Genomic DNA, 14163 nt, shown 5'->3' with positions numbered 1-14163 from the left:
ATGATTAAAGTGCTGGTGGTGGATGACGATCATCTTGTAAGACGCGGATTCATATCGATGATGCCTTGGAGCCAACATGGGATGGAAGTCGTCGGGGAGGCATCGAATGGGCTAAAAGCATTAGAGTTTCTGCAAGAACATTCCGTCGACTTGCTAATCGTCGATTTGTTAATGCCGATAATGTCGGGCATGGAGCTAATGCGAGAAGTGAGGAAATTGTATCCTTCCCTTCATATTGTCGTTCTTACGTTTCATCAGGAGTTCGAGTACATTCAAGAATCGTTGCGGCTCGGAGCCGTTGACTATATTACAAAATTAGAGCTGGAAAACGAGCAAATGGACAGTGTTTTGGAGAGGATCTCTCAACGTGTCTTAGAGAAAACAAGGGATCAAACGAAACCCGCGGACCAGACGAGTCAGTCGATTTCAGATGGCATTCGAGATCGTAAGCAAACGGGGCTAGTCCACAACGACTACTCGGAGGAAGTAAGTAATGCTATCGTCAAAGCGATGGAGTATATTCAGAACGAAATTCATCATGACCTTCATCTCCCTGCCGTAGCAGCGAAAGTAGGCATAAGCCGGAGTTACTTTAGCCGTTGCTTCAAAGACATTGCCGGCACAAACTTCAACGATTATGTTCGGGGATTAAGGATTGAAAAGGCAAAGCAACTGCTAATGCAATCGAATCGTTCCATTCGCTGGATCGCATCAGAATCGGGATATCCGAACGAGAAATACTTTTGTCGGATTTTTCGAGAGGCAACAGGGCTACTGCCCAGTCATTATCGGAAAATAGAGGGGAGATCGTCGAAATGACGGTTTCTTTTTTTATGTCATCATCCATGAACTACAAGGCTCTGAGCATCATGCTCAGAGCCTTGTGTTCATTTATCGTACAGATCGTGGCGATAGAATGATGGCGATGTGCTGTGTATTTTTGGCGTATCGTGTTTGTGATTGGCGAAGATGGTCGTGCTGTCGACAAAAAATTCGAGAAAAGGAGGAGATTTTGGCAATGCAACGAAAACGCAGCATAAGCAAATCTATGCTATCTTTCTGTCTGGCGGTTATGCTCATGTTGCAAGCGGTGGCGTTCGTTGCTCCTGCGTACGCGGAGAGCGCATCGGACAATTCTGGAACGGCAACACCATCGGTAACGGAAGCAGTGTATGCCGCACCGATAGCACTCCCTGCTGCTCTGCTGGCAGTCCCGGCGGACAAAACGGAGGTGCTAAAGGGAGCTAATACATCCTTTCAACTGACGGTGGTGCAGGATGGCAAACCTGTTGTCGCCGGCGGAACCATCCAGGGCAGACAGCAATTTTCGCTCAAGATGGATGGTCTCAAGCTGCCGGTTAATGGTGATGACCCTCAACCGACGAATGCGGATACCAGCCTGTATATTCAGAAGGGTGACTGGATCGAGCTGAAAAGGGCGGACTACTTCCAGGAAGTGGTGCTGCCGACAGTTAACAAGCAATTGAATGCAGTAACAGAATTCGGACCGAAATTACTTGGTACTGCCTATTTCACTCCGAACAGTATCAAGATTGTATTTAATGGTGACGACTACTTTTTCAATGGTGTCGGACGAGAAGTTTCGTTCGGCTTTGAAACCACCGCTAATTCGGATTTGACCGGCCTGAATTACGGCGATACAATGCCGATCACTATTTTCGGTGGAGCGTACCAGTTGAAAAATCCGGACGTCATTCCGGCATACAGTATCATAATGAAGTCCAAGAGCAACCCTTCCGAAAACGGCTGGATCGCTACGGCGGCTATTGTAGAGGGGGCGATCGAGTGGCAGGTGGAAATTGCCGCTACGGATAAGTTTGACCCCTCCATCCCGCAGCCGCTGGATGGGCTGACGTTTTATGACGCACTTAATCCAGCTCTGGTGGGCACATATGTGGAGGGCTCCTTCAAGGTTAACGGTGTGGATGTAACGCTGAACAGTGGCACCACGAACGCGCTGGCCTACACCTTCCCTGCAGACTTCGGCGACAAGGCGACTATCACTTTCAAGACGTGGATCCCAAAGGCGAAGTATTACTATGAGTATAGGAGTAGCGATACTACATGGCAGACCGTCACCAACAAGGCGGAGCTGAGGGGCACACCGGGCACGCCGCTTTCCTCGAATGATTGGCGAGTCGCCATCAAGCCAGACTGGATTCAAACCAGCGCTTCGTATGATCATGCTAATGAAATGATCACATGGAAAGTCGTTGTCAACAACTATAACAAAAAAGGGTTAAAGGATTTTACGATCACAAATGTACTGCAAAATGAGCTAGAGTTTACTTCAGCCACATGGCAGACATGGGTAGATAATGTTGCCTCTGTAGTAACGTCAATTACACCAGATGCAAATAGCGTTTATTCTTTCGGGAATATTGACGGTAAAGTAGAGCTAGTGATTAAGAGTAAGGTGAAAAGTGGCTCCAGTTTCAGAATCGACCCACGCGCTAACTGGAATTTGGATACACCAGTCGGTATTCAGAATAATGATGTAAGGACTGGTACAAGACCTGGTGCAGTTACGGATGAAGCAATCGTTACTGTTGGGGCACACACCTTTACTAAAGGCGGCTCGATTTCGCAGGACGACTACAACCTCGGTGGGCTCACCTGGACCGTCGCCTTAACTCCGCAGTATGCGTTACCCGATGCGGTAGTATATGATGTACTGGTGCATGGCGGTAACTTGAGTGTCTTGGACAACGCTGTGGATGAAACAGGCGAGGTAGATCAGGCAACCATTGCGAAAATCAAATCAAATGTAAATGATGCGCAGCTTTGGAAGCAGTATTATCCGGGAACCTTGAAGCGTGTAACCAACGCGGCAGGCTTGAACCTAAAGGTGATTCCGTTGACCGTGAACAATGTAGTGGTGGCGGATTTGATCAAAGTGACCGGCTACAACAGCGATCAAACGACATCGTTCAGTTTCCGTTCTGTCGAAACCAATCCGGATATACTCTTCAGACAGCAAAATGCTGCAGCCGACGCAGCACGCTGGAATCGGGCATTGTTGTTTGATGGTTCGTCAGTAAAATTGGCGCAAAATTACAACAATCTATATCGGCGTATGCTGAATAAAGAGATGCTTTACGCGTCTAAGCCGGTGGATGTGAATGGGAACGAGCTTAAGGCTCCTCAATGGAATCGACCGGCTTCTGCTAATTGGGGATGGGTGATACCCAATGAAAAGAACTGGTTCACAAGCGATGATTTTACATCCGATGACCATATTCGAGCTGCCTATGATCAATCGACCAAAACCATCACTTTCCGACTGTCGGTGAACATGCCGGGCTATAACTCGGAGGTCATGAAGGATGATGGTGGAAACCGGGTGATCACTGATGTGGAGTTGGTAGACACGCTACCCGCGGGCTGGGAATTTGTCCCGTTTGATTCGAGCGGACAGTTGTATCAGCTTTGGAAAGGCTATTCGGACAATAGTACTTCCACGCGTGCACGCGCAGATACCGAAATCCTCCACGGCGCTCCGGCTCATGTGGTCAGCTTCTCCGCCACAGGCAACATCGGCACCTTCAAATTCTCCAAGCTGGAGAGTCCGTATGTCATTCTCGTGAAGGCAAAACCAACCAATGCGGCGCTGCAGCAGTATTTGGATGAGTTGATCAACAGTAATAAAAAAGAGCAGTTGTTGTATAACAATGCCGAGCTCTCCATGAAGTGGGGCGGCGTGGAAAAGAAAGCTACCGAAAAGCACAGGATTCTTGTGCCGATCCAAACGCTGAAAAAATCGGTGAAGAAGCCATCTCCCGGCGTGCTGGAATGGACGGTGAACTATTATCCGCCATATAACATGGATCAGGGCGTATATTTGGAGGACACCTTGGGAGCGGGTATGAACCTGCGCAAGGATGGAGCTGGAAAGCTCGTATTGACAACACCTAGTATGGCGGTTTACCGTGCCAAGCTGACCGCGAGCGGTGCACTGGAGCGGGATGGTGCAGCGCTGAACCTCAGCGACCCGAACTGTGAAGTTCAGGTGACAGCAGAAGCGGGCGAGGGTGGCAAGACTGTTTTGAAGTTCAATATGACAAATCCGAATAATCTCTATCAATTTGTGTACCAGACTGAGGTTGACCCTTCAAAAGTGAAACCTGGCGATAAGATGGGCAACGAAGTCAAACTGATGGGCGATGACAAGCTGAAATCTGTCAGCGCCAAGAGTGAGAGTACGCTGGACAGTTCAGACGTAGGAGGCGTTTCTAGCTCCAATGCCCAACTGCCATTGAAAAAGGTAGACCCTGACGGCAAACCGCTAAGTGGCGTAGAGTTTACGCTGTATAAGAAAGCCGACGGATCGCAAGTCGCCAAGGGGACAACCCAAACTGGCGGCACTCTCAATCTACTATTCCCGGATCCGGGCTATTATGAGCTAAAGCAAACTTATATTGACACAACGACATGGTTGCCAACTACGAAGATTTATCAGGTGTATGTAGGGAATACGCCAGGGAAGCCGATCTGGGTAGACGGCATTAAAGTAGATTCCACAAGTCCCCTGGTTGTGCCGACCCCTGCTGCAGGCAAACTGCTTATCAAAAACAGCGTGACCGGCAACGGTGGGGATACGAACAAGGACTTTACGTACACCATTACTTTTACCGGCGAGGGCGCGGATAAGAGCTATGCGTATACCAAGTCGGGCGGAACGAGCGGGAGTATCCAATCCGGAGAAACCTTCAAGCTCCAGCATAATCAGGAATTCAGCATCCCGTTGCTTCCTGCCGGACTTGGCTATACCGTTACTCAGACGGGTTACAGCACTGACGGTTATAGCACCGACCCAGTGGGCTTTGTACGCTCCGGAAGCATTAAAGCCGGAAATGAGCAAAAAGCAGAGTTCGTCAACAATCGGATGGTGTATGGGAATCTGTTGATCGGTAATACCGTGACCGGCAACGGTGGGGAGCAAGGTAAAGAATTTGAGTACACCGTCACATTCACCGGAACTGGAGAAGGCGGAAGCAAAGTCTATACCTACACTAAGCAGGACAACAGCACCGGAACCATCATTTCTGGCGGAATCATCAAGCTCAAGCACAACGAAACCGCCGACTTTAAGGATATTCTTCCGGGTACCGGCTATACCGTCACCCAAAAGGATTACTCGGCAGACGACTACAGCACCAACCCGGCGATCCTTTATCAAACTGGTAAAATCGTGGAGAAGACAACTTCCGAAGCCAAGTTCATTAATTCGAAGGATCTTCCCGGAGGTCTGCGGATCGGCAACACCGTGGAGGGTAACGGTGGGGACAAGGAGATGGAATTCGAGTACACTGTCACATTCACCGGTGCAGGTGCGAACAGAACGTATTCCTATACCAAGTCGGATAATACCACAGGAGTTATCCAATCCGGTGGCAATATCCAGCTCAAGCACGGACAGACGGTCACCATTATAGGCATCCTCAAGGATGCGGTTTACACCGTCACACAAGAGGATTATGCAACGTACGGTTACACCACCGACCCGGCGAGCAGAAAGCATACAGGTACCATTAAGGAGAATGAAATCGCCCAAGCTCCTTTTGTGAACGCCAGATACCTTCCTGGAACGCTTGCCTTAGAGCCAAAAACGCAGAAGGTACCCGGAGACGGTAAAACATCTTCTGAGCTGACAGCCACCCTCACGGGAACGGACGGTAAGCCGGTAGAGGGCAAGGAGATTGTGTTTACCTTGGCGGGCAAAGAAATCGGAAGGGCTATCACCGACAAAAACGGCAAGGCAAAGATTATATATACGCCGCCGAAGTTGAGTGATACAACGCCGAAGGAACACGAGATCACTGCGACGACCACAGCCACCAGTCCATCAGGTGTGCCATACAACGAGGCTAAGGCAAGTGTGATCACAATGCCGGCGGCGCTCATTGGTGTTCTACGGGACAATACTACGGGCGAAGTCATTCCAAATGCGGCCATTAGCGTAAAGAACGTTAAGACCGGTGAGGAGCAAACCATCACGACTGACACGGATGGAAGGTATTACCATCCAGTTCAGCGGGATGAAGAGTATACCATTACTTACACCAAGATGATTATGATTGGTGAAGTGTTAACGCCTGTTCCATTCACGCAAAAGGGAATCATTGAGAACACCGATCCTACAACGGAGGGTAACCTGATTCCAGCGGAAATTACGGCGGTGGGCATCGTGCTCTTCAAGAAGCCTGATGGGAAATCTTCGCTTCTTAACAATGTATTTGCCGGAAAGCTGCATGTCTATTTGAAAGATGAGAACGGCAACTTTATTTCGGAGAACGGTGCTCCTAAAGCATTCGCTTTGCAAAATAACGGCACATTCGCTGCAGCAGGGCTATCCACGGGTAAGTATACGATGGAAGTGCGTTATGAATTTGAGCCGGGCAAAGAACTGACGCTCATTCAGAATGCGGTGCTGGACGTGAGGGCGAACGGCGAATTGAATATTTCGCAGGAGCTCGTTGACCCGTATGGCATAATCACGGACGCAACGACTGGCGCAACAATCGAGGGCGCTGAAGTGACGCTGTACTATGCGGATACGCCTAGGAACAGGGCGAACGGCATCGTGCCGGGCACGAAAGTAACATTGCCTGCGATTCCGGGTTTTGCGCCGAACGATAACGCCGGCCCAAGTCAGAACAGCGACGCGACCGGCTCCTATGCGTATATGGTATTCCCGGACACCGATTACTATCTGATTGTAACGAAAGCCGGGTATAAGACACATACGAGCCCAACCATCACTGTCGGAACCGCCATCGTACGCTACGATGTCCAGTTAGAGCCGATAAGTTCCGGTGGCAATAACGGCAACAATGGCGGCAATAACGGCAACAATGGCGGCAATAACGGCAACAATGGCGGCAAAAACGGCAACAATGGCGGCAACAACGGCAACAATGGCGGCAACAACGGCAACAATGGCGGCAACAACGGCAACAATGGCGGCAACAACGGCAACAACGGCAACAACGGCAACAACGGCAACAACGGCAACAACGGCAACAACGGCAACAACGGCAACAACGGCAACAACGGCAACAACGGCAACAACGGCAACAACGGCAACAACGGTAACAACGGCAATAACGGCAATAACGGTAACAACGGTAACAACGGCAACAACGGTAACAACGGCAATAACGGCAATAACGGCAACAACGGCAACAACGGCAATAACGGCAACAACGGCAGTAAGGGCAACAACGGAGCCGGTGGCAACAACAGCGGCAAGAGCATCAACGAGTTGGACAATATTCCGAAGACAGGAGATAATAGCCTATCGCCAATCTTCTATATGGCTTTGGCGCTTATGTCTCTGATTGTGATCGGGCTTAGTCTGCTCGGCGGCAGGAAAAAAAAGCACATTTAGTAACAGGAAAGGCGGTAAGAAAATGAGCAAATTCAAAAAAATTCTTATCGCCTTTTCCTTTCTTCTGTTGGTTTTTTCACTCGTTTCTCTTGCACGTATTTACCTGCAGGATTATGCTGAACAGCGGCAGATGAAAGAGCTGGCAGAAATACGAGAGATAGGCGGGGGTGCTGGGGCACCCTCGTCTTTTATCGCGAAGGCGAAGTCGCAGGTTATGCTCCCTGAATTTCAAGAGCTTTACAGGAGAAACCCCGATCTTGTCGGTTGGTTGAAGGTGGATGGCACTCGAATTGATTATCCAATTATGCAGAATCGGCAGGATTCGGAATACTATCTCGATCATGATTTCGATAAAAAGAAAAACAAAAATGGGCTCCCCTTTTTGGACGCCCATAATCAGATAAACGGTTCGGATATTCTGCTGATTCACGCGCACCACATGAAAAACGGCGCGATGTTTGCGGATTTGATGAAGTATAAGCAAGAAAGCTATTATAAAGAACATGCTACGTTTCAGTTCAGTACGCTTTATGAAAAGGAAGAATACGAAATTGTTGCCGTCATCCTCTCAAAGGTTTATCGAAAAACGGATGACGTCTTTAAATACTACCAAATTGAGGGAGTAAGTACCTCCGACGAATTTGACTTGTATACTCAAAACATCCAGAAACTCGCTCTTTACGACACGGGCGTAACAGCTCGGTATGGCGACAAGCTTGTTGTTCTATCTACATGTGAATACTCAACTACAGACGGCCGGTTAGCAGTGGTCGCCCGAAAGCGTACATGATCATGTTGAAACACGGAATCAAGCTGCATAAAAACGCGTTCTCCCTTGGAGGACGCGTTTTTATATTCTTCAGACTGTATCGGCAGAGTATATCAGACGTATTTTGTTTGCCATGCTTCACCGCTACTCTTGATAATAAGCACTTTTTAGTGCCTATATCACAAAAAAGTACGTACTATTCATAATAGTTGTTATATCTCATAATAACATTCGTCAGGATGTCATCACCCTTAAAACCGTTCTGTTTGGACAAGAAGTGCTCCCACATTTTCCATCTCACGATGCCGAACAAAGAACATGCAAATTACATGAAATTCTATATATCAATGAGGTGAAGGACATGAGTATCGAATCTTTTGACCAAAAAATGGAAATGGTAAAACAGGAAGAGGATACGTTGCAATACGCCTCCTTTACAAATGAAGATGCACTTGAATTAGGGCTAAAAATAATCGAATTGGCGAAGGATGCAGGACAATCGATTGCTGTAGATATCACCAAACATGGTGTACAAGTTTTCCACTTTATGATGACAGGAACTACTCAGATTAATAACGAATGCTCCTATTATCTTGAAATCGAGGGGGCAAAAACCGGCATCACTTATAACGATAGAAATCTTTTGGATGCCTCGATTTATGGACCATATGGGGGCGGTTTTCCCATCGTAGTGAAAGGAAGCGGGATGATTGGGATCGTCGCGGTATCCGGTTTAACATCCGAAGAAGATCATGATTTGATCGTTAAGGCTTTGCGCTCTTTATTAAACAAGTAATTACGAATCAAAGAGGAGGTAATTAGTATGCCATTAATTACACTTCATACATGGCCAACAATGACCAAAGAGCAGAAAAAAGAATTCATCTTTAAGATAACAGAGTTAACGACTCAAGAATTACAGATTGTCCCTGATAAAATTCAAGTGTTGATTCAAGAACTTGAAAAAGAGAACTGGGGAAAAGCAGGATCTGCTGCATCTAACCCCGATTTTGCTCAGGAGAGCCGGGTTATCGATTGGGAAACTAAAGAGTCTTATCATAAACATGCAGACGATATAAATGGGATGGCTGTCGTAACCATTGATGTATGGAACACATTCGACCAAGCAACGAAAGATAGATGGGTTCAGAGTCTAACTCAGCTTATCGTTAATTTCACCCATGCGCCTCTCGATAAAGTTCTTATTGTCATTCGAGAAATGATTCCTGGCAACTGGGGACAAAGCGGTGTGACGGGGGCGGATAAAGACTTCCTATCAAAAAGTCGAACCTATTCATAACATTACGATCCTATTTAAATTCTTGGAGGAATGCGCGTGCATCTTCATTTACTAGGAAAAACAGCACTTGTTACGGGGTCTACGGCAGGCATCGGAAAAGCGATCGCCACATCATTAGCGGCGGAAGGCGCCAACGTACTTATTAACGGACGCAGTGAAGAAAAAGTAATGAACACGATCCATGAAATTCGAGACCGACATGCCGGCGTTAAACTCGAATCCGTAGTCGCGGATCTAGGAACAGAGCAAGGATGCCAACAGGTGATTGAGAAGTACGCTGACGTTGACATTTTGATTAACAACCTCGGCATATTCGAGGCTGCCGAATATTTCAATATTCCGGATGAAGATTGGTTTAGGTTCTTCGAGGTCAATATTATGAGTGGTGTCAGGCTCTCCCGCCACTACCTGAGCCGAATGATTCAGAAAAAAGAAGGTCGAGTCATCTTTATTGCCAGCGAGGCGGCCATTATGCCTTCGCAAGAAATGGCTCATTATAGTGCAACCAAGACGATGCAGCTCTCGATTTCCCGGAGCTTAGCCGAGCTAGCCAAAGGAACGAATATAACGGTCAATACCGTTATGCCGGGTTCCACTTTAACTGAAGGAGTGGAAGCCTGGTTAAATACTCTCTATCCTAATGAAACCATGACGGTAGAAGAAGCTGAGAAACGATTTATGAGAGAAAATCGGCCAACATCCATCATTCAAAGGCTTATTCGGCCAGAAGAAATAGCCAACCTTGTTACCTTCTTAAGCAGCCCTCTATCCTCAGCGATTAACGGTTCCGCTTTCCGGATTGACGGGGGACTAGTACGCAGCGTGTTTTAAGATTTGCTTTTAAAATGGATTGGGGAATTTCCTCAATCCATTCATTTTTTTTCGTTCAAATTGGAGCGAAGCATGCAACAACCAACAGTTTTTTTGGAAACGCCGACTAGGTTGAATGAGGGGGACACAGCATCCATCGCATATTCAGAAAGCTTGAGCCATTAAATGGCTTGAGCTTTATTTTGTTACGGGATACTTTGGGCTTTTGGCGGGGCAGCTTCGGGGGTTCAAGTGATTGCTTATAAGTTATAGGAGAACATCAATAAATGAATTGATTATATAACTGAAACGTTCAAAATCCAGTTACTATTATATGTAATTTATTTAATGTATCTTGTAAACTTTTATTCACTAGTCGGAAAGACGCTTGGCACAGATCAACCGATCTAGAAATTATAGATAAGAGGTGCATCAAAATGAACCAAAACATATCCACGGCCATACGGAGTGACACGGGCAAATCTGCTTCTGATCGTCTTCCATGGGCGGGATTACTCTCTTTGGCAATGGCGGGGTTTATCTGTCTCCTAACCGAGACGCTTCCAGCGGGTTTATTGCCCCAGATCAGCGATGGGCTTGGAATTTCTGAAGCTCTCGCCGGTCAGCTCGTTACCTTATTTGCGCTTGGCTCGGTGGTAGCGGCGATACCTCTGATCGCCTTAACACGTGGATGGCGAAGACGGCCATTGTTGCTTATGTGTATTATCGGGTTTCTTGTGTTTAATAGCATAACTGCTTTATCTTTCAACTATACACTAACATTAGTTGCACGTTTCTTCGCGGGTGTGTCCGCCGGTGTTTTGTGGGGGATGACGGCAGGTTATGCTCGACGTATGGTTAGTGATTCACTCAAGGGACGAGCGATGGCGATTGCAATGGTCGGTGCACCTCTTGCCATGGCGCTCGGGGTCCCTGTCGGAACATATCTCGGTGTCCTTGTTGGCTGGCGAACCGTTTTCTGGATCATGTCTTTGATGTCGATGGCACTCATTGTATGGATGTTTTGGAAACTGCCCGACTTTTCCGGACAGGCATCCGATAAACGTCTCTCTCTTCGCAAAGTGTTCGTTATACCTGGGGTTCAATCCGTACTCTTTGTCGTTCTAACTTGGGTACTTGCGCACAATATCCTCTACACCTATATTTCACCGTTCTTGAGTAAGGCTAATCTTACTCAGCGCGTCGATCTCGTATTATTTATCTTCGGCATAACATCGGTTGTCGGCATCTGGTTGACTGGTTTATGGATTGACCGAATGCTTCGATCGTTAGTTATAATCAGTTTATCTGGTTTTGTCCTGGCATCTATTCTGTTGGGTATTGGAAGCAGCCAGCCCATCATGATCTATATGGGGGTTGCCGCGTGGGGATTGACGTTCGGCGGAGCGGGAACATTGACGCAGACGGCGATTGCCGAGGCTGCAGGCGATAGCGCCGATGTAGCCCAGTCGATGCTGGTAACGGTATGGAATACGGCCATCGGCGGTGGCGGCGTAATCGGCGGGATTCTTCTCGAAAAATGGGGTGTAGGGAATTTCCCTTGGATATTGTGCGTGCTGGTGCTTATTGCGTTGACCGTAGCTTGGCGAGCAAGAGGGCACGGTTTCCCTTCGAAGAACTAACTGATGTCCTCCCGAATGATATCTCTCTAATCCCGGTTGGCTAATGCTTGTGCATCTTCAGGGCGGGATATAAGAAATTTATGATCGATTGGCGATGACATTACAATCAGAATGGTGTAGGTTCCATATTTATCGCATTTATTTCCGAACTCTTCGAGGGAACGCGTAGAATCGGTCATAATTTTCAGCAAATAGTTGTGTTCACCGCTAATACGGTGACATTCAACCACCTCTGATGAGGTGCGGCAAAAATCAATGAAGTCATTGCAATCCCGTGTGTGAAAAAGCATATAAGCGGTCGAATGTTTGCCGATTTTCTCAGGAGAAACAATCGTCCGATATTGCTCGATCATTCCCTTTTCTTCCATCCGTTTAACTCTTTCCGTTACAGCCGGTTGTGAAAGTCCGACGCACTTGCCAAGCTCCGTCATGGAAATTCGCGCTTGATGCTGAAGATGGTACAAAATATTTTGATCAATTGGATCCACGGACAGGACCTCCTTTAAATTGAAGGCATTTTAGATCGATTCCCTCATTTTTTATTTTACACTTAGTCACTTTAAAATTCACAATAAAATAGACTTCTCGCAGATTCGGATTCGAATTTGGCGAGAAGCCTTTTTTGCGATTCATGCACCAAATAAAAAATATCCCTTTACGCAGCGAATTCGCTCGAATAGGATACCTTCAGTGGTCTGATGGGTAGCTCGATTAAAACTGATTTTTTCGATAGGGTTTGTAAGAATAATAGCGGTTATTTTTCTTGCCGTCAACTGTCTTAGAGAAATTAATTATAAATCTTTTTTATCCTCTCCGAAAATTCGCACCCGGGTGACCGGTCGGAAGCAATCGTTGGTTTTCTCCAAATAGCTTTTCACGGAAGGTTCCCGGCGCGTACTCGGTTTTGTACACCCCTCGTTTTTGAAGCTCCGGTACGACCAGATCGACGAAATCGATCAAACTGCCAGGCGTAATCATATGTGCCAGGTTAAACCCGTCCACGCCAGATGCCTCAAAGTAGCTTTGAATACCATCCGCCACTTCTTGTGGATTACCTACAATCGACATCTTGCGTCCGGGCTGTTCAAATCCGTTCAGCACCTCGCGCACGGTTAGTTTCTTCGGATTGTCTTTTGTCAAGGAAGCCGCCCTAGACTGCCCATGTTCCGTATGCTTGTATTCAAAAGGGGCATCCAAATCGGAGTATTGGGAAAGATCGTATCCGGAAGATCCTCCGTATTGCGCCTTGGCAGCTTCTGGGCTCCACAGACTTGCATACTCCTCGTACTTCGCTTCAGCTTCCTCGGTCGTTTCCGCTACAACAACGTTCAGGAATGTAAAAGCTTTAATATGATCCGGATTGCGTCCGAGAGATTCTGCACGGTTCTTAATGTCCTGAATGTATTGCTTAGTCTGCGCTGGGGTCTGTCCTCCGACGAATATACATTCCGCATGGCGAGCTGCGAAGTCGCTTCCGCGTTGGGAACCGCCTGCTTGATAAATAACAGGAGTCCGTTGAAGCGAAGGCTCACTGAGATGGGGACCTGGTACCTTGAAATACTTCCCGGAATGATTGATCTCATGAACTTTGGCAGGATCCGTGAACATTCGATTCTCTACATCATGGACGATCGCATGATCTTCCCAGCTTGCTTCCCATAGCTTATATACGACTTCAAGAAATTCGTCGGCCATTTCGTAACGATCATCGTGCTTCATCATCTCCTGAAGCCCGAAATTTCGTGCGGCGCTTGGCAGATAGGATGTCACCACATTCCAGGCTAATCGCCCTTTCGTTAAGTGATCCAATGTGCTCATTCTTCGGGCGTGGGCATACGGATGCTCGTATGTTGTACTGACAGTTAGGGCAAACGACAAGTGTTTCGTTGCTTGCGCCATGGCGGGGATAACAAAGGCCGGATCATTGAGGGGAACTTGCACGGCATCACGGATGGCGGCATCTTTATTCTGCCCGTAGACATCATAAACCCCGATGACATCCGCCAAAAAAATAGCATCGAACTTTCCGCGCTCAAGCAACTGAGCCAGCTCTGTCCAATAATCCAAATCTTTGTACCTAGACGTTCGAACATTGAGCGGGTGTTTCCACAGTCCATGCGAGTTGTGCATGGCACTTGTCATATCAAATGCGTTCATACGGATTTGTTTACTCATATCGATTCCCCTAAACGTTGAAATTGACGATACTCTATCATTTTCCCCTTTTAGG

Annotated in this window: 9 protein-coding genes; 7 read left to right on the top strand and 2 right to left on the bottom strand. The window is 47.3% G+C overall.

Annotated features, from left to right (window positions below; translation table 11 throughout):
* The 7 genes from FPZ45_RS04165 to FPZ45_RS04135 all read left to right on the top strand — a co-directional run bounded on the left by FPZ45_RS04165 (position 1) and on the right by FPZ45_RS04135 (position 11933).
* The gene (locus tag FPZ45_RS04165) at positions 1-819 is read left to right on the top strand and encodes a response regulator transcription factor (RefSeq protein WP_144698739.1); all 819 of its coding nucleotides are present in this window, start codon (positions 1-3) and stop codon (positions 817-819) included.
* A gap of 199 nt (positions 820-1018) precedes the next feature.
* Positions 1019-7411, top strand: coding sequence for a DUF7601 domain-containing protein (locus FPZ45_RS04160; protein ID WP_144698737.1), 6393 nt, complete (start codon positions 1019-1021; stop codon positions 7409-7411).
* Between the two features lie 22 nt (positions 7412-7433).
* On the top strand, positions 7434-8201 hold the full coding sequence (gene srtB, locus FPZ45_RS04155; protein ID WP_144698734.1) for a class B sortase: 768 nt from the start codon (positions 7434-7436) through the stop codon (positions 8199-8201).
* A gap of 340 nt (positions 8202-8541) precedes the next feature.
* Positions 8542-8976, top strand: coding sequence for a heme-binding protein (locus FPZ45_RS04150; protein WP_144698732.1), 435 nt, complete (start codon positions 8542-8544; stop codon positions 8974-8976).
* Between the two features lie 27 nt (positions 8977-9003).
* Positions 9004-9480 carry a tautomerase family protein gene (locus FPZ45_RS04145; RefSeq protein WP_144698730.1) on the top strand — a complete coding sequence of 159 codons (477 nt, stop codon included), beginning with the start codon at positions 9004-9006 and terminating at the stop codon, positions 9478-9480.
* Positions 9481-9516: 36 nt separating this feature from the next.
* Positions 9517-10311: an SDR family NAD(P)-dependent oxidoreductase gene (locus FPZ45_RS04140; protein WP_144698728.1), complete on the top strand. Its 795-nt coding sequence runs from the start codon at positions 9517-9519 to the stop codon at positions 10309-10311.
* Positions 10312-10727: 416 nt separating this feature from the next.
* Entirely contained in the window at positions 10728-11933 is a 1206-nt protein-coding gene (locus tag FPZ45_RS04135) for an MFS transporter (protein WP_144698726.1), read from the top strand.
* Between the two features lie 26 nt (positions 11934-11959).
* Here FPZ45_RS04135 and FPZ45_RS04130 read toward each other — a convergent pair whose 3' ends face one another.
* Positions 11960-12421: an Lrp/AsnC family transcriptional regulator gene (locus tag FPZ45_RS04130; protein WP_144698724.1), complete on the bottom strand. Its 462-nt coding sequence runs from the start codon at positions 12419-12421 to the stop codon at positions 11960-11962.
* 316 nt (positions 12422-12737) lie between these two features.
* Entirely contained in the window at positions 12738-14108 is a 1371-nt protein-coding gene (locus tag FPZ45_RS04125; protein WP_144698722.1) for an LLM class flavin-dependent oxidoreductase, read from the bottom strand.
* Between the last annotated feature and the right edge of the window lie 55 nt (positions 14109-14163).

It is taken from the genome of Cohnella terricola (assembly GCF_007786475.1).
Classification (GTDB): Bacteria; Bacillota; Bacilli; order Paenibacillales; family Paenibacillaceae; genus Cohnella; species Cohnella terricola.
Note: the sequence above shows the minus strand (reverse complement) of the source record. Positions and strands in the feature narration are given on the sequence as shown.